Genomic DNA, 20,710 nt, shown 5'->3' with positions numbered 1-20,710 from the left:
TACCGCTGTGAATCTGGAGCTCAGCGAGGAGCAGGAAGCCGTACGGGAGCTGGCGCGCGACTTCGTGGACCGGGAGATCGCCCCGCACGCCGCCGAGTGGGACAGGGCGGAGAGCGTCGACCGCGCGATCGTGGGCAAGCTCGGCGCGCTCGGCTTCCTCGGTCTCACCGTGCCGGAGGAGTACGGCGGTTCGGGCGGCGACCATCTCTCGTACTGCCTGGTCACCGAGGAGCTGGGGCGCGGCGACTCGTCCGTGCGCGGCATCGTCTCCGTCTCCCTCGGCCTGGTCGGCAAGACCGTGCTGGCCTGGGGGAGCGAGGAGCAGAAGCGCGCCTGGCTGCCGGGGATCACCTCCGGCGAGGCCATCGGCTGCTTCGGCCTCACCGAGCCGGGCACCGGCTCCGACGCGGGCAATCTGATCACGAAGGCCGTCAGGGACGGCGACGACTGGGTGATCAGCGGCAGCAAGATGTTCATCACCAACGGCACCTGGGCCGATGTGGTCCTGCTCTTCGCGCGGACCAACGACACCCCGGGGCACCGGGGCATCTCCGCCTTCCTCGTACCCGCCGACTCGCCCGGCCTGACCCGGCGCACCCTGCACGGCAAGCTGGGGCTGCGCGGCCAGGCCACGGCCGAGCTGGTCCTGGACGGCGTGCGGGTCCCTGCAAGCGCCCTGCTGGGTCCTGAGGGCAAGGGCTTCTCGATCGCCATGTCCGCGCTCGCCAAGGGGCGGATGGCGGTCGCGGCCGGCTGCGTCGGCATCGCGCGCGCGGCGCTGGAGGCGGCCGTCGGATACGCGGGGGAGCGCGAGCAGTTCGGCAAGTCCATCGCCCACCACCAGCTCGTCCAGGAACTGCTCAGCGACATCGCCGTGGACGTCGACGCGGCCCGGCTGCTGACCTGGCGCGTCGCCGATCTCATCGACAGAGGGGCCGAGTTCGCCACCGCGGCCTCGCAGGCGAAGCTGTTCGCGTCGGAGGCCGCGGTGCGCGCGGCGGGCAACGCGATCCAGGTGTACGGCGGTTACGGGTACATCGACGAGTACCCGGTCGGCAAACTGCTGCGTGACGCCCGGGTGATGACCCTCTACGAGGGCACCAGCCAGATCCAGAAACTCATCATCGGCCGCGCGCTCACCGGCGTCTCCGCGTTCTGAACGCGGCCCGGACGCCGTACCGGAGGCCGTACCCGGACGCCCCGCCGCCGCGCCGCTGTCCTGGCGCCGGCTGCGGGGCCGTTGAGTACCGGGTGAGTAGCAGTACGGATGTGGCGCGGGCCGCGGTTCCCGATGCTGGACCCATGACCGACACACCTGTGAAGCAGAGCAACACCGCCGCCTTCTACGGACAGGCCGTCGCCTCCTTCGGCCTCGCCCTCGCCGCCGTCACCATCGGCATCCTGCGCCTCGACGCCGACGCGTGGGTGCGCGGCTTCCTCGCCATCGGGGTGCTGTACCTGACCACGTCGGCCTTCACCCTGGCCAAGGTGGTCAGGGACCGCCAGCAGGAGGGCCAGATCGTCAGCCGGGTCGACCAGGCGAGACTGGAGAAGATCCTCGCCGAGCACGACCCGTTCCAGAAGCTCTGACCGACGCGTCCTAAGCGCTTGCTCAGCTTCGGGGTATGGTGTTCGTCCTGCCGAGTGGAAGGGGCGAGCGATGCGTACGGCGGAACAGCCGGCCGGTGACGGCGGCGACAAGCCATGGGGCGAGGTGACCCCCGAGGCGGCCAGGCGGCTGCTGGTCGCCGCCGTCGAGGCGTTCGCCGAGCGCGGCTACCACGCCACCACCACCCGTGACATCGCGGGCCGCGCGGGCATGAGCCCCGCGGCGCTCTACATCCACTACAAGACCAAGGAAGAGCTGCTCCACCGGATCAGCCGGATCGGCCACGACCGGGCCCTGGCGCTGCTCACGGCGGCCGAGACGGGCGGCGGCAGCGCGTCGGAGCGGCTCGCCGAAGCTGTCAGCGCCTTCGTGCGCTGGCACGCGGAGCGGCACACGACGGCGCGCGTCGTCCAGTACGAACTGGACGCGCTCGCCCCCGAGCACCGCGTCGAGATCGTCAAGCTGCGCCGGGAGAGCGACGCCGTGGTGCGCCGCATCCTGGCCGACGGGGTGCGGGACGGCGAGTTCGACGTACCGGACCTGACGGGCACGACACTCGCCGTGCTGTCCCTGTGTATCGACGTGGCGCGCTGGTTCAACTCGCGCGGACACCGGACGCCCGACGAGGTCGGCGCGCTCTACGCCGACCTCGTCCTGCGGATGGTCGCCGCCCCCCGGGGCGGCGACCCGGACCGGCGGCCAGGTCAGAAGTAGTAGCGGGAGACCGACTCCGCGACGCAGACCGGCTTGTCGCCGCCCTCGCGCTCGACCGTCACCTCGACCGTGACCTGCTGGGCGCCGCCGCTCGCCGGCGTGACGTCCCGCAGGACGGCGGAGGCGCGCAGCCGCGAGCCCACGGGCACGGGCGAGGGGAAACGGACCTTGTTGGTCCCGTAGTTGATGCCCATCTTCACGTTCTCGACCTGGACGATCTGCGGGACGAGCACCGGCAGCAGCGACAGCGTCAGATAGCCGTGCGCGATCGTCGTGCCGAAGGGCCCCCGCGCCGCGCGCTCCGGGTCCACATGGATCCACTGGTGGTCGCCGGTCGCGTCCGCGAACAGATCGATCCGCTTCTGGTCGATCTCCACCCAGTCGCTGTGTCCCAGCTGCTCACCGATCCCGGCGCGCAGCTCGTCGGCGGATGTGAAGACCCTCGGCTCTGCCATGTCCGGCCCCTGCTCTCTCGAACTCTCTCGAAGCGATGTCTAAGCGCTTGCTCAGCATGGCGACGGCTGCCGCGTCCTGTCAACGCGGCAGGCCCAGTAGGCTCCGAGGGGTGCCGCAGATCCCGGAGCAGATCCATGAACTCACCGTCGGCCAGCTCTCGGCGCGCAGTGGCGCCGCCGTCTCGGCCCTGCACTTCTACGAGTCCAAAGGGCTGATCACCAGCCGCAGGACGAGCGGCAACCAGCGCCGCTACGGCCGGGACGCGCTGCGCCGGGTCGCCTTCGTACGGGCCGCCCAGCGGCTCGGTATCCCGCTCGCCACCATCAGGGACGCGCTGGGGCAGCTGCCCGAGGAGCGCACCCCCACCCGTGCGGACTGGGCGCGTCTCTCCGAGGCGTGGCGCTCCGAACTGGACGAGCGCATCAAGCAGTTGGGCAGGCTGCGGGACACGCTGACCGAGTGCATCGGCTGCGGCTGCCTGTCGTTGGAGACCTGCGCGCTGTCCAACCCGGGCGATGTCTTCGGCGACCGGATGAGCGGCTCCCGGCTCTACCCCGGCCGCGCCTAGGGCCTCTTCGTACGGGCCGCCGCCACGAGGTCCGCGTTGGAGGTCGCCGGGCGGCCGTCCGGCAGCAGCAGGACGTCCTCAAGGCCGATCCGGGTGTCCAGGCCCAGCTCCAGGGCGAGCCGCAGCACCGGCCACGCGCCGCCGTCCTCACCGTGCAGCAGTAAGGGCCTGCCGTGCGCCGCGCCCAGGGCGCCCAGCAGCGAGCGCGCCGTGTCCCGCGCCGTGTCCGGGCCGGTGTCCGTGACCTCGGCGAGCACCCGCAGCACCCGCGGTCCCAGCGGCGAGCCGAGAAAGCGCCGCGCACCGTCCGTACCCGACCAGATCCCCGCCTCCACGCCGACCCCGCGCTCCAGCAACGCCGCGGCGACCTCCTCGGCGCCCGGTTCGTGCCAGTTCACCGACGCGTGGTCCGGCAGCACCGTCCAGGCGCGCACACGCGCCACACGCCGCTCCGGGTCGGTTTCCGCCCAGGCCCCCGTCGTCACCCCGACCAGGACGCCCGGCACCGCCGCCCGTACCGCCGTGACCGTCTCCGCGACCGCCCTCGCCGAGAGCGTGTCCTGTCCGCACGGCGTCTTCGGGTGGACATGCACGTCGACGGCGCCCGCCGCGACCGCGCGTGCCGCCGCCTCGGCCGCCGCACCCGGCGACATCGGCACAGCGGCGTGGTCGGCCGCGCTCCGTGGTCCGTTCAGACAGACCTGGATCATGGCCCGGGGCATGAGATGGGTCATCCGCGCGCTACGCCACCGAAGCGAGTGTCTTGTTCTGTTTGGCCCGGTCCAGCGCCTCCGTCGTGAGCACCGGCTCCGGCACGACGATGCCGCAGCTCGTGCAGACGGGTCCTGACCAGGGTTCGTGCGAGAGGTTCGGTGCCCAGGCGATGCCGCGCTGCGCGCACACCGGGCAGACCGTGCCAGGTCCTGATTCGAGCCCGGCGATCAGCCGGCGCAGCACCTCCGCCAGCGACTCGGCCGGGTGCACCGCGGGGTTGTCGCAGCGGGCCACACCGTTGCCGCCCCAGGTGAGCCGGTGCCAGTCGTCGAAGCTCCCGGGCCGCCGCAGCCCGTCGTGCTTCTCACGCTTGCGCCGCTCGGCGAAATCGACCTCGTACGCGAGCCAGACCGCCCGCGCCTCTTCCAGTTCGTCCAGCGCGGCCACCAGCCGCGCCGGGTCCGGTGCCCGGTCCTCCGGTTCTATGCCGTGCCGTGCGCACAGATGGTCCCAGGTCGCCCGGTGCCCGTAAGGGGCGAATCTTTCAAGGCACTTGCGCAGTGAGTACCGCCGCAAAGCCAGATCACACCGCGGGTCGCGCACCTGTCTCGCGAGACTCCGAAATTTGGCCATCGCCTGCCACCTCCGTCGCTGGTACTTCGGCGTTGTGGAATGGACGTACGCCTGCCCCATTCGGATCCATCAAAAAACAAAACAAGTCCGGAGGACGGACAACTCGGGTGATTCTCATCCGCAATTAATGCGTGCGAGGAGACTCCTTCGCGTGAGGGTTCGAAAAACACCATCCACGTTCACGGTAACGCCACATTTTCACCGGTAGAGCAGATAGCCCCGGCGCACGGCGCGGAACGCCGCCAGCTCGTCCTGCCAGGCGCCGACCACCTCGTCCGTGCCCGCCCCCGCGTCGATCATCGTCCGCAGCCGCGCCGAGCCCGACAGGGTGTCGATGTAGTGGTCCGCGCGCCAGGCGAAACCGCTCCACACCCGCTTCGCCGTCACCAGCAGCGCCACGCCGGTACGCACCGGGTCGAACGCAGCGCGGTCATGGACATGCAACTCCACCCCACCGATGGTCTTGCCGGTGAACTTCGAGAACGTCGGCGCGAAATACGCCTCACGGAAGTGCACACCGGGCAGTTCCTCGGCCGTGGCGGCCGCCGCCCACGCGCCGTCGACCGTCTCGGCGCCCAGGGTCTCGAACGGCCGGGTCGTGCCGCGCCCCTCCGAGACGTTCGTCCCCTCGAAGAGGCAGGTGCCGGAGTACACCAGCGCCGTGTCGGGCGTCGGCATGTTGGGGCTCGGCGGCACCCAGGGGAGACCCGTCGCGTCGAAGAAGTCGGCGCGCCGCCAGCCGGTCACCTCGACCGTCGTCAGCTCCACCGGCTTCGCCAGGAACTCCCCGTTGAACAGCAGCGCCAGCTCGGCCGCCGTCATCCCGTGCGCCTGCGAGACCGGCTTGCGGCCGACGAAGCTCGCGAACTCCTCGTGCAGCACGGGCCCGGTCGCGGACCGCCCGGTGACCGGGTTCGGCCGGTCCAGTACGACGAAGCGCTTCCCGGCGAGCGCGGCCGCCTCCATGCAGTCGTACAGCGTCCAGATGTACGTGTAGAAGCGGGCGCCCGCGTCCTGGATGTCGAAGACGACCGTGTCCACCCCGGACGCGGTGAAGACGTCGGCCAGCTTCTGCCCGCTGACCTGGTACGTGTCGTAGACCGGCAGCCCGGTCGCCGGGTCGTCGTAGCGCCCCTCGGAGCCGCCGGCCTGGGCGGTGCCGCGGAAGCCGTGCTCGGGGCCGAAGACGGCCACCAGGTCGACCCGGTCGTCGGCGTGCATGACGTCGACGATGTGGCGCACGTCCTGGGTGATGCCGGTCGGGTTGGTGACGACGCCCACCCGCTGCCCCGACAGCTGCCGGTAGCGGCTGTCGGCAAGCCGGTCGAAGCCGGTACGGACCCGCCGTCCGCCCGCCGGCTGTCCGCCCGCCGCGTGCCCGCCGTCCAGCGCCGCGGCCGGCGGGGCCGCTGCCGCCAGCGCCCCCGCCGCCGCGGTCGCGCCGCCCGCCGCCAGCAGGCCCCGCCGGGAAAGATTCGTACCGCTGCCTCGGTTGCTCGCGCTGTCTGTCATGCCCACGCACGGTAGTACCCGTCACCGTGCCGGGGAACGAAGCGGCGCCGACGGGGCGCATCCCGGCCCTTCCCCTGCAACATACCGACTGGTTAGTCTGCTGGGGACCGGCTGTGGTTGACCGCGGTCGGCGACGAACCGGAAGGGCAGGTGCCGATGGGTACGGTGCAGGGCGCGGGGGTTGTCGTGACAGGAGCCGGAGGGGGCATCGGCGCCGCACTCGCCCGCCGGTTCGCCGCCGAAGGCGCTCGCGTGGTGGTCAACGACCTCGACGCGGCCAAGGCCGCTGCCGTCGCCGAGGAGACCGGCGCCATCGCCGTCCCCGGGGACGCCTCCCTGATCGTGGACGCCGCGCGCGAGGCGCTCGGCGGCACCGTCGACATCTACTGCGCCAACGCGGGCGTCGGCTCGGGCGGCGACGAACAGGCGCCGGAAGACGTCTGGGCGCTCGCCTGGGACGTCAACGTGATGGCGCACGTACGGGCGAGCAAGGCCCTGCTCCCCGGCTGGCTGGAGCGCGGCAGCGGCCGCTTCGTCTCCACCGTCTCCGCCGCCGGACTGCTCACGATGATCGGCGCGGCGCCGTACAGCGTCACCAAGCACGGCGCCCTGGCCTACGCGGAGTGGCTCTCCCTCACCTACCGGCACCGCGGCATCAAGGTCCACGCCATCTGCCCGCAGGGCGTACGCACCGACATGCTGACCGCCTCCGGCACAGCGGGCGACCTCGTCCTCGCGCCGACCGCCATCGAACCGGAGGCCGTCGCCGACGCCCTCTTCGCGGCCATGGCCGACGACCGGTTCCTGGTCCTGCCGCACCCCGAGGTCGCCGGCTACTACCAGGCACGCGCCGGGGACCCCGACCGCTGGCTGTCCACCATGAACCACATCCAGCAGAAGTGGGAAGGAGCCGCGGAATGACCCCGTCGATCTATGCGGCCAAGCCCTGGCTCGGCCTGCTCAGCGAGGTCCAGCGGGCCGACATCCACCCGGCGGCCGGTGTCGTGGACGCGTTCAGGGCGTCGGCCGGGCGCGCCCCCGACAGGACCGCGCTCGTCTACTTCGACGGCCGGCTCACCTACCGCGAGACCGACCAGCTCTCCGACTCGGTGGCGGGACATCTCGCCGCCCGTGGCCTGGAGCGCGGCGACCGGGTCGCGATCATGCTCCAGAACAGCCCGCACTTCGTGCTCGCGCTGCTCGGGGCCTGGAAGGCCGGCGCGATCGTCGTACCGCTCAACCCGATGTACAAGTCGGCCGAGGTCGGGCACGTCCTGCACGACGCCGAGGTGACGGCGCTGATCTGCTCGGACCGCGCCTGGGAGGGGTATCTGCGCGACACGGCCGCCGCCTCGCCCGTACGGATCGCCGTCACCGCCGACGAACACGGGCTCCAGACCCGCGACGACCCGCGCGTCCTCGGCTCGGCGAAGCTGCCGAAGCCGGACGACACCGACGATCTGCTCGCCGTCGCCCGCCGTGGCCTGCCCGCGCCCGCCGAGCGTGACCCCGGCACCGACGACGTGGCGCTGATCAGCTACACCTCGGGCACCAGCGGCAAACCCAAGGGCGCCATGAACGCCCACCGCAACATCATGGTCAACGCCGAACGCCAGCGCACCGGCCAGGGCATCGCCGAGGGAGCCTGCTACTTCGCCCTCGCACCGCTCTTCCACATCACCGGCATGGTCTGCGAACTCGCCGCCTGCTTCGCCAACGCGGGCACCCTCGCCCTCGCCTACCGCTTCGAGTCCGGTGTCGTCCTCGACGCCTTCGCCGAGCACCGCCCCGCGTACACCGTCGGCCCCTCCACCGCCTTCATGGCGCTCGCCGCGCACCCGGACGTCACCCCGGAGCACTTCAGCTCCTTCCAGCAGATCTCGTCCGGCGGCGCGCCGCTGCCGCCCGCCCTGGTGGAGAAGTTCCGGGCCGGCTTCGGCCCGTACATACGCAACGGCTACGGCCTCACCGAGTGCACGGCGCCCTGTGCCTCCGTACCGCCCCAGCTGGAGGCCCCCGTCGACCCGGCGTCCGGGACGCTGTCGGTCGGCGTGCCGGGCCCCGACACGGTCGTACGGATCATCGACGACAACGGCGACGACATGCCCTTCGGCGAACAGGGCGAGATCGCCGTACGCGGCCCGCAGGTCGTCGCCGGCTACTGGCGGCTGCCCACGGCCACCGCCGACGCGTTCCCCGACGGCGAACTGCGCACCGGCGACATCGGGTTCATGGACACCGACGGCTGGCTGTACGTGGTCGACCGCAAGAAGGACATGATCAACGCGTCGGGGTTCAAGGTCTGGCCGCGCGAGGTCGAGGACGTCCTCTACACCCACCCCCAGGTGCGGGAGGCCGCCGTCGTCGGCATCCCCGACCCGTACCGGGGCGAGAGCGTCAAGGCCTATGTCAGCCTGCGCCCCGGCGCGACGGCGACCCCCGAGGAACTGGCCGGCTACTGCAAGGAACGCCTCGCCGCTTACAAGTACCCGCGCGTGGTCGACATCCTGCCCGAGCTGCCCAAGACCACGAGTGGGAAGATCCTGCGCAGGGAACTGCGTTCCCTGACGTAACAGCGGACTGCGGACGGCACGAAGAGACAAGGCGGTGGCGGCACATGGCCAGGACGACGGAGGGCAACGGCACGCCCGTCCCCCAGCGGCTGCTGGCCGCCGCCACCCGGCTCTTCGCCGAGCAGGGCTACGACCGGACCTCGGTCCAGGAGATCGTCGAGGCGGCGGGCGTCACCAAGGGCGCCCTCTACCACTACTTCGGCTCCAAGGAAGACCTCCTCCAGGAGGTCTACGCGCGGGTGCTGCGCCTCCAGCAGGAGCGGCTCGACGCCTTCGCCGACGCCGACGAACCGGTGGAGCAGCGGCTGCGCGCGGCCGCAGCCGACGTGGTCGTGACGACGATCGAGAACCTGGACGACGCGGCCATCTTCTTCCGCTCGATGCACCATCTGAGCCCGGAGAAGAACAAGCAGGTGCGGATGGAGCGGCGGCACTACCACGAGCGGTTCCGCGCGCTGGTCGAAGAGGGCCAGCGCAGCGGGGTGTTCTCCACGGCGACCCCGTCCGACCTGGTGGTGGACTACCACTTCGGGTCCGTCCACCACCTGTCGACGTGGTACCGCCCGGCGGGCCCGCTCACCCCGCAGCAGGTGGCCGACCACCTGGCCGACCTCCTGCTGCGGGCGCTGCGCCCCTAGGTCGTCAGCACTCGCCGCGCCACACCACCTTCGTCAGCGTGATGCTGTCGAAGTCCGCCTTGTACTCCCCGGGGCCCGGGTTGTAGTGGAAGCAGTTGCCCCAGCTGCTGCCGTTGTAGTTCCAGGACGCCTGGACATGGTCGGCGCCGGCGAACTTGACGCCGTTGTTGAAGAAGGACTTCACGCCCGGGATGTTGCCCGACCAGTTGCCCGCCGTCTTCAGCAGCAGCCGGCCGGACTCGCCTTCGCCGGAGTACGCGCAGAAGTACTGCTTCGGGCAGCCGGCCGGGTTGGCCTCGGCGGACGCGGTGGGTGCGGTGGCGAGGACGCCGGCGAACGCGGCGGCCACGGCCAGAACGGTGACGGAACGCTTACGCATGGGTGATTCCCCCTGTGGTGGAGTCGACAAAGCGATGACGACGCTAGCCAGGGGAGGAGCCGAGATGTCTGCTCTCGGGGTGATTGTCACTGGAATAGCTGAAATGGGTGGCGAATGGTCGCCACCCGTCCCCGCTATCGACCGCCGCTACCGAGGGTTATAGGTACTTCTTCAGCTCCCGCCGGGCCAGCGACCGCTGATGCACCTCGTCGGGCCCGTCGGCCAGCCGCAACGTCCGCGCCGCCGCCCACAGTTCGGCCAGCGGGAAGTCCTGGCTGACCCCGCCGGCGCCGTGCAGCTGGACCGCGCGGTCGATGATGTCGACCACCGCGCGCGGCGTGGCGATCTTGATGGCCTGGATCTCGGTGTGCGCGCCCCGGTTGCCCGCCGTGTCCATCAGCCAGGCCGTCTTGAGCACGAGCAGCCGCAGCTGTTCGACCGTCACCCGGGCGTCCGCGATCCAGTTCTGCACGACGCCCTGCTGGGCGATCGGCCGGCCGAAGGCCGTACGGGACACCGCGCGCCGGCACATCAGCTCGATGGCCCGCTCCGCCATGCCGATCAGCCGCATGCAGTGGTGGATCCGGCCGGGACCGAGCCGCGCCTGCGCGATGGCGAAACCGCCGCCCTCCTCACCGACCAGATTCGCGGCGGGCACCCGCACGTCGTCGAAGACCACCTCGGCGTGGCCGCCGTGGAAGTGGTCCTCGTAGCCGTACACCTGCATGGCGCGCCGCACCTCGACGCCCGGTGTGTCGCGCGGGACCAGCACCATCGACTGCTGGCGGCGGACGTCCTCGCCGTCCGGATCGGTCTTGCCCATCACGATGAAGATCTTGCAGTCCGGGTTCATCGCCCCGGAGATGTACCACTTGCGCCCGTTGACGACGTAGTCGTCGCCGTCCCGGTCGATCCGGGTCCGGATGTTCGTCGCGTCCGACGAGGCCACCTCGGGCTCCGTCATCGCGAAGGCGGACCGGATCTCGCCCGCCAGCAGCGGCTCCAGCCACTGCTTCTTCTGCTGCTCGGTGGCGAACTGGGCCAACAGCTCCATGTTCCCGGTGTCGGGGGCCGCGCAGTTCAGCGCCGTCGGGGCGAGCTGCGGGGAGCGGCCGGTGATCTCGGCGAGCGGCGCGTACTGCAGATTGGTCAGCCCCGCGCCGTACTCGGCGTCCGGCAGGAAGAGGTTCCACAGGCCCTGCCTGCGGGCCTCGGCCTTGAGTTCCCCCACGATCGCTGGGGTGTCCCAGGGGCTCGCCAGCTCGGCGCGCTGCGCGTGCGCGACCTCCTCGGCCGGGTGCACGTGCTCGTCCATGAAGGCGAGCAGCCTCTCCCGGAGCTCTTCGGTGCGGGCGTCGAATGCGAAGTCCATGGGGTGTACTCAGCCTTCCTGGAGGGTGGTGAGCCCGTGCTGGATGAACAGGGGGACGAGATCGCCGATCTGGTCGAAGCCGGGGCCGACCGTCTGACCGAGCGTGTAGCGGTAGTGGATGCCCTCCAGGATCACGGCGAGCTTGAACCAGGCGAACGCCGTGTACCAGTTGATGGCGGCGGCATCCCGGCCCGACCGGCTCGCGTACCGCTCGATCAGCTCGCCCGGCGTCGGATGGCCCGGCGCGCCCGCCGTCGTGCTGATCGGGGAGCCGACCAGTTCGAGCCGGGCGCTGTACATCACCAGCAGGCCCAGGTCGGTGAGCGGGTCGCCGAGCGTCGACATCTCCCAGTCGAGCACCGCCTTGATCCGGTCGTCGTCGCCGAGCAGGACGTTGTCGAGCCGGTAGTCGCCGTGGATCACCGTCGGCGCGGGGGAGTCGGGCAGCGCCCGGCCGAGGGCCGCGTGCAGCTCGTCGATGCCGGGCAGCTCACGGTTGCGGGACCCGTCGAGCTGCTTGCCCCAGCGGCGCAGCTGCCGGTCGAGGAAGCCCTCGGGCCGCCCGAAGTCCCCGAGGCCCACCGACGCGGGGTCCACGGCATGCAGCTCGACGAGCGTGTCGACCAGCGCCAGGACGGCGGCGCGGGTCCGCTCCGGGCCGAGCGGGGCGAGCTGTTCGGCGGTGCGGTACGGCGTGCCCGCCACGTACTCCATGACGTAGAACGGCGCGCCGAGCACCGCGTCGTCCTCGCAGAGCAGCAGCGGCTCCGGCACCGGGACGGCCGTCGGGTGCAGCGCGCTGATCACGCGGTACTCCCGCTTCATGTCGTGCGCCGTGGCCAGCACATGCCCCAGCGGCGGCCTGCGGACCACCCAGCGGCCCGCGCCGTCCGTCACGCTGCCGGTATCGTCCGTGACGACGTATGTCAGGTTCGACCGGCCGCCCTGGAACATGCGGGCACTGAGCGGTCCGCCCACCAGTCCGGGGCGTTCGCGGTCGAGATGGCCGCGCAGCCGCTCGGGGTCGAGTCCTGGCGGGGGAGCTGAGCTCATCGTGCGTACCTCCGAAGACGATGGGTGATCCGATCTCATGATGCCGACCAGTCGGTATGTAGTCCAGCCTCTGACCGGTGCGGACCCGGACCCTCTGGTCTGCGGGTCGTGCCTATGAATACAGTTCATGTATGAATACCGCGCTGCTCATCGACCAGGTCCGGCTCACCCCGATCCTCATCGCCGATCCGCCCCTGCTCAACACTCAGGGCGTGCATCAGCCGTACACGCCGCGGCTCATCGTGGAGGTGATCACCCGGGACGGGGTCACCGGCGTCGGCGAGACGTACGGCGACGGGAAGTATCTGGACCTCGCCCGGCCGCTGGCGGAGGCGCTGCCGGGCCGGCAGGTCAGCGACGTGAACGGCCTGTTCGAACTGGCCGCCGAGGTCTGCGGCGACCCGGGCAGCACCGACGGGCGGGTCGACGCGGGCGGCCTGCGCGGGGTGCAGACGGCGGACAAGCTCCGGCTCTCCGTCGTCTCCGGCTTCGAGGTCGCCTGTCTCGACGCGTTCGGCAAGACGCTCGGGCTGCCGGTGCACGCCCTGCTCGGCGGCAAGGTCCGCGACACCGTCGAGTACAGCGCGTATCTCTTCTACCGCTGGGCCGCGCATCCCGAGGGCGGCGAACAGGACGGCTGGGGCGCCGCGGTCGACCCGGCCGGGGTCGTGGCCCAGGCGCGCAGGTTCGCCCAGGAGTACGGCTTCTCGTCGTTCAAGCTCAAGGGCGGCGTCTTCGCACCCGACCAGGAGATCGCCGCCGTCCGCGCACTCGCCGAGGCGTTCCCCGGGCAGCCGCTGCGGCTCGACCCCAACGGCGCCTGGTCGGTGCCGACTTCGCTGTACGTCGCCGAGCAGCTGGCCGACGTGCTCGAATACCTGGAGGACCCGGCGACCGGCACGGACCGGATGGCCGAGGTGTCGGCCGGCACGTCGGTCCCGCTGGCCACCAACATGTGCGTGACCACCCTCCCGGAGATCGCCGACGCCTTCGCCCGCGACGCCGTCCAGGTCGTGCTCTCCGACCACCACTACTGGGGCGGCCTGCACCGTACCCGCGAACTCGCCGCCATCTGCCGCACGTTCGGCGTCGGCCTCTCCATGCACTCCAACACCCACCTGGGCATCAGCCTGGCGGCGATGACCCATGTCGCGGCGACCGTACCCAACCTCGACTACGCCTGCGACAGTCACTACCCCTGGCAGACGGAGGACGTGATCACCGCCCGGCACACCTTCAAGGACGGCCGGCTCACGGTCTCCGACACTCCGGGCCTCGGCGTCGAACTCGACCGCGCCGCACTGGACCGCCTGCACCGCCGCTGGCTGGACGACGACGGCACGATGCGCGAACGCGACGACGCGGCGGCGATGCGCAAGGCGGAGGCGGACTGGGTGACACCGACGATCCCGCGCTGGTGAGCGCGGGACCGCCGAGGTGCGGGGGCCTGCCGGGGCCGGTCAGCCGCGGGCGAATTCGAGGAGGTCCTTGTTGAAGACGTCCGCGAACACCGGGACCATCGCGAGGCCGTGCGGGGCGCCCGGGTAGACCTTGTAGGTCACGTCCTTGACGATCTTGGAGGACTTGGCTCCCGCGGCCACGATCGGCACGATCTGGTCGTCGTCGCCGTGCACGATCAAGGTGGGCACGTCGAACTTCTTCAGGTCCTCGGTGAGGTCGGTCTCGGAGAACGCCTTGACGCAGTCGTACGCGCCCTTGATGCCGACCGTCATCGACCAGAGCCAGAACTGGTCACGGATGCCCTGGGTGACGGTCGATCCTTCGCGGTTGGCGCCGTAGAACGACTCGCTGAGGTCCTGGTAGAACTGCGAGCGGTCGTTCGCGACGCCCGCCCTGATCTGGTCGAAGACCTCGATCGGCAGTCCCTCGGGGTTCGCCTCGGTCTTGAGCATCAGCGGCGGGATCGCGCCGAGCAGTACGGCCTTGGCGACGCGTCCTGTGCCGTGCCTGCCGATGTAGCGGGTGACCTCGCCGCCGCCCGTCGAGTGGCCGACCAGGATGACGTCGTGCAGATCGAGCTTGTCGATGACCGCCGCCAGGTCGTCGGCGTACGTGTCGAGGTCGTTGCCGTCCCAGGTCTGCCCGGAGCGGCCGCCGCCGCGCCGGTCGTGGGCGATGGCGCGGAAGCCGTTGTCGGCCATGAACTGCAGCTGCGCGTCCCAGGCGTCGGCGTTCAGCGGCCAGCCGTGCGAGAACACGACGGGCTGACCCGAGCCCCAGTCCTTGTAGTAGATGTCGGTGCCGTCTTGGGCGGTCGCGAAGGGCATGACGCGGATTCCTTTCGAGCGTCCGGCCGGAATGTGGACGTGGACGTCACGCCGCCGACGGTTCGAAAGCGCCGGAGATCGACGGAGAGGCCGGCGGCGGAAGGCGACCGGATGGGTTATGTCCTGCTCTGTCCTGCGAGTCACGCTACCCGAGATGGCGTGGTTCAGCGCGTCGTCCCGACGGGGCTCCGCCCGGCCGGGACAGCGCGCCGAACCGCCCGCTCAACTGCCGCGCTGAATCCATTCGTCCAGGTGCGGTGACTCGTCGCCGATGGTGGTCGAATCGCCGTGCCCGGTACGTACGACGGTCTCGGGCGGGAGCGTGAACAGCCGGTCGCGGATCGAGTTGATGATCGTCGGGAAGTCCGAGAAGGACCGTCCCGTCGCGCCGGGGCCGCCCTGGAACAGCGTGTCGCCGGTGAAGACCGTGCCGAGTGCGGGCGCGTACAGGCAGATCGCGCCCGGTGTGTGGCCCGGTGTGTGCAGCACGGTCAGGGTCGTGCCGCCGATGGTGATGGTCTGCCCGTCGGACAGTTCCTCGTCCGGGGCGAGACCCGGGTGGGTCTGCTTCCAGAGCTGGAGGTCGTCGGGGTGGAGCATGACGGGCGCGTCGGTCATCGCGGCCAGTTCGGGGGCCGCGTCGATGTGGTCGTCATGGCCGTGGGTGGAGATGATCGCGCGCAGGACGCGGCCGCCGAGCGCCGTCTCGATCGTGCCGGCGTCGTGCGCGGCGTCGATGACGATCGCCTCGGAGTCGTCCCCGACGATCCAGACGTTGTTGTCGACGTCCCAGGTGCCGCCGTCGAGGGAGAAGGTGCCTGAGGTGACGAGGTGGTCGATACGGGCAGCCATCAGAGCATCACGACCGAACGCAGCACATCGCCGTCGCCCATGCGGGAGAACGCCGTCTCGACGTCGCCCAGGCCCACCTTCTCGGTGACGAACGCCTCCAGATCGATCCTGCCCTGCTGGTGCAGATCGATGAGCATCGGGAAGTCCCGGGACGGCAGACAGTCGCCGTACCAGGACGACTTGAGCGCGCCGCCGCGGCCGAAGACGTCCAGCAGCGGCAGTTCGAGCGTCATCTCCGGGGTGGGCACCCCCACCAAGACGACGGTGCCGGCCAGATCGCGGGCGTAGAACGCCTGCTTGTACGTCTCGGGGCGGCCGACCGCCTCGATGACGACATCGGCGCCGAACCCGCCGGTGAGGGCGCGGATCGCCTCGACGGGATCCGTCCCCGACGAGTTGACGGTGTGGGTGGCGCCCATCGTCCTGGCCGTCGCCAGCTTCCGGTCGTCGACGTCGACGGCGATGATCCGGGCGGCGCCCGCGAGGCGCGCGCCGACCACGGCCGCGTCACCGACCCCGCCGCAGCCGATCACGGCGACCGTGTCGCCCCTGCCGACCTGGCCGGTGTTGATCGCGGCGCCGATGCCCGCCATCACCCCGCAGCCGAGCAGTCCCGCCACGGCCGGGGACACGGCCGGGTCGACCTTGGTGCACTGCCCGGCGGCGACCAGGGTCTTCTCCGCGAACGCGCCGATACCGAGCGCCGGCGACAGCTCCGTGCCGTCGGTCAGGGTCATCTTCTGCTTCGCGTTGTGGGTGTTGAAGCAGTACCAGGGCCTGCCGCGCAGACAGGCACGGCAGTTGCCGCACACGGCGCGCCAGTTGAGGACGACGAAATCGCCCGGTGCCACGTCCGTGACCCCTTCGCCGACCGATTCGACCAGACCCGCCGCCTCGTGCCCGAGCAGGAACGGGAACTCGTCGTTGATCCCGCCCTGCTTGTAGTGCAGATCGGTGTGGCAGACGCCGCACGCCTGCACCTTCACCACGGCCTCGCCGGGGCCGGGATCCGGTACAACGATCGTCTCGACCCGCACCGGCTCGTTCTTTCCGGGTGCGACGACCCCTTGTACCTGTTGCGACATCCCAGGACCTGCCTTTCCTCACGCCTACGCACGCACTTCGTCCGCACCCACTATCCCGTGCCGCGGTGGTTCAGGGCGCGAGGACATCCAGTTCGTGCAGGGCGCCGACGGCGATCTGCCGGGTCAGCTCCTCGGCCCTGGCCGCCTCGCCCTCCCTGACCGCCTCAGCGAGCCGTACGTGCAGGGTGACCGCAGCCGGGTCGGGGTCGTCGAACATCACCTGGTGGTGGGTGCGTCCCGCCAGGATCTCGGCCACCACGTCACCGAGCCTGGCGAACATCTCGTTGCCGGACGCGTTGAGCACCACCCGGTGGAAGGCGATGTCGTGGACCAGGTATTCCTGGAGCCTGCCGCCCCGGGAGGTGGCGACCATGCCCAGCGCCTGCTCGGTGAGTTCGGCGCACTGCTCAGGCGTGGCGTTGACGGCGGCGAGCCCGGCGGCGACCGGTTCGACCGCGGAGCGCAGCACCGTCAGCGAGCGCAGCTGGCGCGGCCGGTCGGAGCCAGCGAGGCGCCAGCGGATGACGCGCGGGTCGTAGACGTTCCACTCTTCGGTGGGGCGTACGGTCACGCCCACCCGGCGCCGGGAAGCGACGAGTTGCATCGATTCGAGGACGCGGACCACTTCCCGTACCACGGTGCGGGACACATCGAACCGCTGCGCGACTTCGTCCGTGCGTACGACGCTGCCCTGCGGGTATTCGCCCGCGGTGATGGCGAGGCCGAGGGCGTCCAGCACACGGGTATGCAGGCCCTGGCCTTCTGTGGTCATGGGGCAAGCCTACGGGGCGACCGGCGGTGGAGAAAGTACGACGTTTTCATCACAGCCTCTTGAATACGTCATACCTAATGAGGTTCAGTGACCCGACACACCGATCGTGAGCGACTGAGGTCGAGACAGCGAGGCACGCAATGAGCACCCCCCACGTCGTCGTGGTGATGGGAGTGGCAGGGACAGGGAAGACCACGATCGGCCCGCTCGTCGCCACCGAGCTGGACGTCCCGTACGCCGAGGGCGACGACTTCCACCCCCCGGAGAACGTCGCCAAGATGTCGGCCGGCACCCCGCTGGACGACGCGGACCGGTGGCCCTGGCTCGACGCGATCGGCGCGTGGGCACACCACCGCGCCGGACTCGGCGGGGTGGTCAGCTGCTCGGCGCTCAAGCGGTCCTACCGCGACCGGCTGCGGGCGGCGGCGCCCGGCGTCGTGTTCCTGCACCTGACCGGTGACCGGTCGCTCATCGAACGCCGGATGGCCGAGCGCAAGGGCCACTTCATGCCGTCGGCGCTGCTCGACTCGCAGTTCGCGACGCTCCAGCCGCTGGGGGACGACGAGGCGGGCGTCGCCGTCGACGTGTCCGGCGGCCCCGAGGAGATCGCCGCACGGGCCGTCGCCGCGCTGCGCAGGACCGGCCCCTGAACGGACCCCCCGCCGCACTGCCCCACCCCGTCGGCAGTGCCCCCACCGCCCCGACCCCCACAGCCTAAGGAAGTACCCCCGTGAGCCATCTCAGCGTGGAGATGCTGGCAGCGGATGCCCCGGAGCCGATCTCGTCGGCGGGCAACGCACAGCTCGGCATCGCCGTCCTCGTCGGCATCGCCGTCATCGTCGTCCTCATCACCGTCTTCAAACTGCACGCCTTCCTGTCCCTGACCATCGGTTCGCTGGCGCTCGGCGCCGTGGCCGGTGCGCCGCTGGACAAGGTCATCACCAGCTTCACCACAGGACTCGGCTCCACGGTCGCGAGCGTGGGTGTGCTGATCGCGCTCGGCGCGATACTCGGCAGGCTCCTCGCCGACTCGGGAGGGGCCGACCAGATCGTCGACACGATCCTGGCGAAGGCCAGTGCCCGGTCCATGCCGTGGGCGATGGTGCTGATCGCCTCGATCGTCGGGCTGCCGCTGTTCTTCGAGATCGGCATCGTGCTGCTGATACCCGTGGTGCTGCTGGTCGCCAAGCGCGGCAACTACTCGCTGATGCGCATCGGCATCCCGGCCCTCGCCGGTCTCTCCGTGATGCACGGCCTGATCCCGCCGCACCCCGGTCCGCTCGCCGCGATCGACGCCCTGCACGCCAACCTCGGTGTGACGCTGGCGCTCGGTGTGCTGGTCGCCATCCCGACCGTGATCATCGCCGGGCCGCTGTTCTCGAAGTACGCGGCGCGCTGGGTCGACGTCGAGGCGCCCGAAGGCATGGTGCCGCAGCGCGCCTCCGAGGACCTGGAGCACCGGCCGAGCTTCGGGGCGACGGTCTGCACCATCCTGCTGCCCGTCGTGCTGATGCTCGGCAAGGCGCTCGTGGACGTGGTGATCGACAACCCCGACAACACGGGCCAGCGCGTCGCCGACGTCGTCGGATCGCCGCTGATCGCGCTGCTCATCGCCGTACTCGTCGCCCTGTTCACGATGGGCAGGGCCGCCGGATTCACCAAGGACCGGCTCGCCACGACCGTGGACAAGTCACTCGCGCCGATCGCCGGTGTGATGCTGATCGTCGCCGCGGGCGGCGGCTTCAAGCAGACGCTGGTCGACGCGGGCGTGGGCCAGATGATCCTGGACATCTCCAAGGACTGGTCGATACCCGCCCTGCTGCTGGCCTGGCTGATCGCCGTGGCGATCCGGATCGCCACCGGGTCCGCGACCGTCGCCACCATCTCGGCCGCAGGTCTGGTGGGCCCGCTCGCCGCCGACATGTCGACCACGCATGTGGCCCTGCTGGTGCTGGCGGTGGGCTGCGGCTCGCTCTTCTTCAGCCATGTCAACGACGCCGGATTCTGGCTGGTGAAGGAGTACTTCGGGATGAGCGTCGGGCAGACGGTCAAGACCTGGTCGCTGATGGAGACGATCATCTCCGTGGTCGGCCTCGGCTTCGTCATGCTGCTGTCGCTGATCCTGTAGCGCCCCGCCCTGGTGGAGCGGGAGTTCACTCCTCGGGCGGGTCGCCGTCCTTCCACAGCGAGTGCTCCCGCTCCGCCCAGTCGCGCTCCACCTCGCCGGTGCGCATCCCGCGCCTGGCCTGCGGGTCGTTGAACGCCATGCCGATATGACCGAACAGCACGATCCCGATGGCCAGCGCCAGCCAGTCGTGGATGAACGTGGCGCTGGTGCGCCACACGATCGGGGCGAGCCCGGTGAACCACATCAGCAGCCCCGTGGCGACCATCACGAGCACCGCCCCCGCGATCCAGGCCGCGTAGAGCTTCTGCCCCGCGTTGAACTTGCCCGCGGGCCGCGCGCCCGGCCACGCCCAGCGCTTGCGGACGGCGCGCAGCCACTCCCGGTCCTCGGGGATGAAGCGGTTCAGCCGCTCCAGGTCCCTGCGGAAGGCGCGGGAGACGAGCCCGGCCAGGAACGGCACCGGGATCAGGATGCCGGACCACTCGTGGACGGTGACCACGAGATAGCGCCGGCCGACGAGTTCGGCCAGCTGCGGGACGTACAGGAAAGCCGCGGTGACGACGCACGTCATCATCAGCCAGGCGGTGCTCCGGTGCACCCAGCGCTCGGCGCGGGTGAAGCGGCGCAGCCGGCCAGGGCCGCGCCGCTCAGACGGTGGGGGTGTCGTCGCGCCCGTTGGACCTGCCGACCCAGCCGTCGACGTCATAGCCGTACCCCTCCCAGTAGCCGGGCTTGACCTCGGAGGTGACCGAGATCCCGGAGAGCCATTTCGCCGACTTGTAGAAGTACATGGGGGCCACGTAGAGCCGTACCGGACCGCCGTGCGCGTGCGATATCGGTTTGTCCTGCATCTTCAGCGCCACCAGGACGTCGTCGCGGCGGGCCTGCGAGAGCGTGAGGCTCTCGCTGTACGTGCCGTCGAAGCAGGTGAAGCGCAGCGCCTTGCCCTCGGGGCGCACCCCGGCGGCTTCCAGGAGGTCGGAGACCCGGACGCCCTCGAACGGTGTCTTGGGGACCCGCCATCCCGTGACGCACTGCACATCACGGACGATCCGGGTCTGCGGCAGTTTCCGCAGCGCGTCCAGCGTGTAGGTGCCGGGCCGGTCGACCAGCCCGTCGATCTTCAGCTGGTAGTTGCTCGCGTCCTTGTTCGGCACGGAAGCGGCCACGTTGTAGAAGCGGAAGCCCCCGCCGTTGGGCAGCAGTCCGGTGATTCCGGTCGGATCCTTCTCGGCGGCCGCGCCCAGGAACGATTCGAGGCCGTGCTGCAGATGCGGTGCGAGGACGATCCCGGCGGCGCCGACGCCGACCATGGAGAGCACCACCCGGCGCCCCACCGGCGCGCCCTTGGGCGCTTCGTTGCC

Annotated in this window: 23 protein-coding genes; 10 read left to right on the top strand and 13 right to left on the bottom strand. The window is 70.7% G+C overall.

Going from position 1 to position 20,710, the window contains the following annotated elements:
• Positions 1 to 7: 7 nt before the first annotated feature.
• From OHS57_RS08480 to OHS57_RS08470, 3 genes are all read left to right on the top strand, one after another.
• Positions 8 to 1,159, top strand: a complete 1,152-nt coding sequence (locus OHS57_RS08480) for an acyl-CoA dehydrogenase family protein (RefSeq protein ID WP_328581541.1) — start codon at positions 8 to 10, stop codon at positions 1,157 to 1,159.
• Positions 1,160 to 1,302: 143 nt separating this feature from the next.
• Positions 1,303 to 1,590: a YiaA/YiaB family inner membrane protein gene (locus OHS57_RS08475; RefSeq protein WP_041991239.1), complete on the top strand. Its 288-nt coding sequence runs from the start codon at positions 1,303 to 1,305 to the stop codon at positions 1,588 to 1,590.
• A gap of 70 nt (positions 1,591 to 1,660) precedes the next feature.
• The gene (locus OHS57_RS08470) at positions 1,661 to 2,323 is read left to right on the top strand and encodes a TetR/AcrR family transcriptional regulator (protein WP_328581540.1); all 663 of its coding nucleotides are present in this window, start codon (positions 1,661 to 1,663) and stop codon (positions 2,321 to 2,323) included.
• Here the strand turns inward: OHS57_RS08470 and OHS57_RS08465 are convergent.
• Entirely contained in the window at positions 2,314 to 2,778 is a 465-nt protein-coding gene (locus tag OHS57_RS08465; RefSeq protein ID WP_328581539.1) for a MaoC family dehydratase, read from the bottom strand. The genes OHS57_RS08470 and OHS57_RS08465 overlap by 10 nt on opposite strands.
• Before the next feature lie 110 nt (positions 2,779 to 2,888).
• Here OHS57_RS08465 and soxR point away from each other — a divergent pair, with 110 nt between their 5' ends.
• Complete coding sequence (gene soxR, locus OHS57_RS08460) at positions 2,889 to 3,347, top strand: redox-sensitive transcriptional activator SoxR (RefSeq protein WP_041991244.1); 459 nt, start codon at positions 2,889 to 2,891, stop codon at positions 3,345 to 3,347.
• Here soxR and OHS57_RS08455 read toward each other — a convergent pair.
• The 3 genes from OHS57_RS08455 to OHS57_RS08445 all read right to left on the bottom strand — a co-directional run bounded on the left by OHS57_RS08455 (position 3,344) and on the right by OHS57_RS08445 (position 6,206).
• Positions 3,344 to 4,057: a 3-keto-5-aminohexanoate cleavage protein gene (locus OHS57_RS08455; RefSeq protein ID WP_328585022.1), complete on the bottom strand. Its 714-nt coding sequence runs from the start codon at positions 4,055 to 4,057 to the stop codon at positions 3,344 to 3,346. The genes soxR and OHS57_RS08455 overlap by 4 nt on opposite strands.
• Before the next feature lie 31 nt (positions 4,058 to 4,088).
• Positions 4,089 to 4,694, bottom strand: a complete 606-nt coding sequence (locus OHS57_RS08450) for a hypothetical protein (RefSeq protein ID WP_041991246.1) — start codon at positions 4,692 to 4,694, stop codon at positions 4,089 to 4,091.
• A gap of 198 nt (positions 4,695 to 4,892) precedes the next feature.
• Positions 4,893 to 6,206 (bottom strand): exo-beta-N-acetylmuramidase NamZ family protein, encoded by a 1,314-nt coding sequence (locus tag OHS57_RS08445; RefSeq protein ID WP_328581538.1) that lies wholly within the window; start codon positions 6,204 to 6,206, stop codon positions 4,893 to 4,895.
• A 156-nt stretch (positions 6,207 to 6,362) separates the two neighbouring features.
• Here OHS57_RS08445 and OHS57_RS08440 point away from each other — a divergent pair, with 156 nt between their 5' ends.
• The 3 genes from OHS57_RS08440 to OHS57_RS08430 are packed head-to-tail and all read left to right on the top strand — an operon-like array spanning position 6,363 to position 9,417.
• Complete coding sequence (locus OHS57_RS08440) at positions 6,363 to 7,127, top strand: SDR family oxidoreductase (protein WP_041996766.1); 765 nt, start codon at positions 6,363 to 6,365, stop codon at positions 7,125 to 7,127.
• Positions 7,124 to 8,779, top strand: a complete 1,656-nt coding sequence (locus OHS57_RS08435) for an AMP-binding protein (RefSeq protein ID WP_328581537.1) — start codon at positions 7,124 to 7,126, stop codon at positions 8,777 to 8,779. Before OHS57_RS08440 ends, OHS57_RS08435 begins: the two co-directional genes overlap by 4 nt.
• A gap of 44 nt (positions 8,780 to 8,823) precedes the next feature.
• Positions 8,824 to 9,417, top strand: a complete 594-nt coding sequence (locus OHS57_RS08430; RefSeq protein ID WP_041991252.1) for a TetR/AcrR family transcriptional regulator — start codon at positions 8,824 to 8,826, stop codon at positions 9,415 to 9,417.
• A 4-nt stretch (positions 9,418 to 9,421) separates the two neighbouring features.
• Here the strand turns inward: OHS57_RS08430 and OHS57_RS08425 are convergent, their stop codons facing one another.
• From OHS57_RS08425 to OHS57_RS08415, 3 genes are all read right to left on the bottom strand, one after another.
• On the bottom strand, positions 9,422 to 9,796 hold the full coding sequence (locus OHS57_RS08425) for a hypothetical protein (protein WP_328581536.1): 375 nt from the start codon (positions 9,794 to 9,796) through the stop codon (positions 9,422 to 9,424).
• Between the two features lie 157 nt (positions 9,797 to 9,953).
• The gene (locus tag OHS57_RS08420; RefSeq protein WP_041991256.1) at positions 9,954 to 11,168 is read right to left on the bottom strand and encodes an acyl-CoA dehydrogenase family protein; all 1,215 of its coding nucleotides are present in this window, start codon (positions 11,166 to 11,168) and stop codon (positions 9,954 to 9,956) included.
• Positions 11,169 to 11,177: 9 nt separating this feature from the next.
• Positions 11,178 to 12,221 (bottom strand): phosphotransferase family protein, encoded by a 1,044-nt coding sequence (locus OHS57_RS08415; RefSeq protein WP_328581535.1) that lies wholly within the window; start codon positions 12,219 to 12,221, stop codon positions 11,178 to 11,180.
• A 131-nt stretch (positions 12,222 to 12,352) separates the two neighbouring features.
• Here OHS57_RS08415 and OHS57_RS08410 point away from each other — a divergent pair, with 131 nt between their 5' ends.
• Entirely contained in the window at positions 12,353 to 13,642 is a 1,290-nt protein-coding gene (locus tag OHS57_RS08410) for a glucarate dehydratase family protein (RefSeq protein WP_328581534.1), read from the top strand.
• Between the two features lie 39 nt (positions 13,643 to 13,681).
• Here OHS57_RS08410 and OHS57_RS08405 read toward each other — a convergent pair whose 3' ends face one another.
• From OHS57_RS08405 to OHS57_RS08390, 4 genes are all read right to left on the bottom strand, one after another.
• On the bottom strand, positions 13,682 to 14,509 hold the full coding sequence (locus OHS57_RS08405) for an alpha/beta fold hydrolase (RefSeq protein WP_328581533.1): 828 nt from the start codon (positions 14,507 to 14,509) through the stop codon (positions 13,682 to 13,684).
• Positions 14,510 to 14,731: 222 nt separating this feature from the next.
• A complete protein-coding gene (locus OHS57_RS08400) occupies positions 14,732 to 15,361 on the bottom strand; it encodes an MBL fold metallo-hydrolase (RefSeq protein WP_328581532.1) in 630 nt (209 codons plus the stop codon).
• Positions 15,361 to 16,446: an S-(hydroxymethyl)mycothiol dehydrogenase gene (locus OHS57_RS08395; RefSeq protein ID WP_328581531.1), complete on the bottom strand. Its 1,086-nt coding sequence runs from the start codon at positions 16,444 to 16,446 to the stop codon at positions 15,361 to 15,363. The genes OHS57_RS08400 and OHS57_RS08395 overlap by 1 nt, the downstream gene beginning before the upstream one ends.
• A gap of 70 nt (positions 16,447 to 16,516) precedes the next feature.
• Complete coding sequence (locus OHS57_RS08390; protein ID WP_328581530.1) at positions 16,517 to 17,218, bottom strand: FadR/GntR family transcriptional regulator; 702 nt, start codon at positions 17,216 to 17,218, stop codon at positions 16,517 to 16,519.
• A gap of 140 nt (positions 17,219 to 17,358) precedes the next feature.
• Between OHS57_RS08390 and OHS57_RS08385 the strand changes: the two genes are divergently transcribed.
• Positions 17,359 to 17,868 (top strand): gluconokinase, encoded by a 510-nt coding sequence (locus OHS57_RS08385; RefSeq protein WP_041991270.1) that lies wholly within the window; start codon positions 17,359 to 17,361, stop codon positions 17,866 to 17,868.
• Positions 17,869 to 17,948: 80 nt separating this feature from the next.
• Positions 17,949 to 19,346 carry a GntP family permease gene (locus OHS57_RS08380; RefSeq protein WP_041991272.1) on the top strand — a complete coding sequence of 466 codons (1,398 nt, stop codon included), beginning with the start codon at positions 17,949 to 17,951 and terminating at the stop codon, positions 19,344 to 19,346.
• Between the two features lie 25 nt (positions 19,347 to 19,371).
• Here OHS57_RS08380 and OHS57_RS08375 read toward each other — a convergent pair whose 3' ends face one another.
• Positions 19,372 to 20,052 carry a cytochrome b/b6 domain-containing protein gene (locus tag OHS57_RS08375; protein WP_328581529.1) on the bottom strand — a complete coding sequence of 227 codons (681 nt, stop codon included), beginning with the start codon at positions 20,050 to 20,052 and terminating at the stop codon, positions 19,372 to 19,374.
• Positions 19,994 to 20,659, bottom strand: coding sequence for a molybdopterin-dependent oxidoreductase (locus OHS57_RS08370; RefSeq protein WP_078863974.1), 666 nt, complete (start codon positions 20,657 to 20,659; stop codon positions 19,994 to 19,996). Before OHS57_RS08370 ends, OHS57_RS08375 begins: the two co-directional genes overlap by 59 nt.
• Positions 20,660 to 20,710: the final 51 nt, after the last annotated feature.

Source organism: Streptomyces sp. NBC_00370, from assembly GCF_036084755.1.
Lineage (GTDB): Bacteria > Actinomycetota > Actinomycetes > Streptomycetales > Streptomycetaceae > Streptomyces.
The sequence above is the reverse complement of the archived record's forward strand: the minus strand, read 5'-3'. Positions and strand labels throughout refer to the sequence as shown.

What these genes read in the sequence shown, in the direction of transcription:
- OHS57_RS08415 (WP_328581535.1), bottom strand. Translation starts at nt 12,221, where the DNA reads ATGAGCTCAGCTCCCCCGCCAGGACTCGACCCCGAGCGGCTGCGCGGC.
- OHS57_RS08375 (WP_328581529.1), bottom strand. Translation starts at nt 20,052, where the DNA reads ATGACGTCGACGGCTGGGTCGGCAGGTCCAACGGGCGCGACGACACCC.
- OHS57_RS08440 (WP_041996766.1), top strand. Translation starts at nt 6,363, where the DNA reads ATGGGTACGGTGCAGGGCGCGGGGGTTGTCGTGACAGGAGCCGGAGGG.
- OHS57_RS08420 (WP_041991256.1), bottom strand. Translation starts at nt 11,168, where the DNA reads ATGGACTTCGCATTCGACGCCCGCACCGAAGAGCTCCGGGAGAGGCTG.
- OHS57_RS08390 (WP_328581530.1), bottom strand. Translation starts at nt 17,218, where the DNA reads ATGACCACAGAAGGCCAGGGCCTGCATACCCGTGTGCTGGACGCCCTC.
- OHS57_RS08425 (WP_328581536.1), bottom strand. Translation starts at nt 9,796, where the DNA reads ATGCGTAAGCGTTCCGTCACCGTTCTGGCCGTGGCCGCCGCGTTCGCC.
- OHS57_RS08435 (WP_328581537.1), top strand. Translation starts at nt 7,124, where the DNA reads ATGACCCCGTCGATCTATGCGGCCAAGCCCTGGCTCGGCCTGCTCAGC.
- OHS57_RS08475 (WP_041991239.1), top strand. Translation starts at nt 1,303, where the DNA reads ATGACCGACACACCTGTGAAGCAGAGCAACACCGCCGCCTTCTACGGA.
- OHS57_RS08450 (WP_041991246.1), bottom strand. Translation starts at nt 4,694, where the DNA reads ATGGCCAAATTTCGGAGTCTCGCGAGACAGGTGCGCGACCCGCGGTGT.
- OHS57_RS08470 (WP_328581540.1), top strand. Translation starts at nt 1,661, where the DNA reads ATGCGTACGGCGGAACAGCCGGCCGGTGACGGCGGCGACAAGCCATGG.
- OHS57_RS08400 (WP_328581532.1), bottom strand. Translation starts at nt 15,361, where the DNA reads ATGGCTGCCCGTATCGACCACCTCGTCACCTCAGGCACCTTCTCCCTC.
- OHS57_RS08395 (WP_328581531.1), bottom strand. Translation starts at nt 16,446, where the DNA reads ATGTCGCAACAGGTACAAGGGGTCGTCGCACCCGGAAAGAACGAGCCG.
- OHS57_RS08410 (WP_328581534.1), top strand. Translation starts at nt 12,353, where the DNA reads ATGAATACCGCGCTGCTCATCGACCAGGTCCGGCTCACCCCGATCCTC.
- OHS57_RS08455 (WP_328585022.1), bottom strand. Translation starts at nt 4,057, where the DNA reads ATGATCCAGGTCTGTCTGAACGGACCACGGAGCGCGGCCGACCACGCC.
- OHS57_RS08370 (WP_078863974.1), bottom strand. Translation starts at nt 20,659, where the DNA reads ATGGTCGGCGTCGGCGCCGCCGGGATCGTCCTCGCACCGCATCTGCAG.
- OHS57_RS08465 (WP_328581539.1), bottom strand. Translation starts at nt 2,778, where the DNA reads ATGGCAGAGCCGAGGGTCTTCACATCCGCCGACGAGCTGCGCGCCGGG.
- OHS57_RS08405 (WP_328581533.1), bottom strand. Translation starts at nt 14,509, where the DNA reads ATGCCCTTCGCGACCGCCCAAGACGGCACCGACATCTACTACAAGGAC.
- OHS57_RS08445 (WP_328581538.1), bottom strand. Translation starts at nt 6,206, where the DNA reads ATGACAGACAGCGCGAGCAACCGAGGCAGCGGTACGAATCTTTCCCGG.
- OHS57_RS08430 (WP_041991252.1), top strand. Translation starts at nt 8,824, where the DNA reads ATGGCCAGGACGACGGAGGGCAACGGCACGCCCGTCCCCCAGCGGCTG.
- OHS57_RS08385 (WP_041991270.1), top strand. Translation starts at nt 17,359, where the DNA reads ATGAGCACCCCCCACGTCGTCGTGGTGATGGGAGTGGCAGGGACAGGG.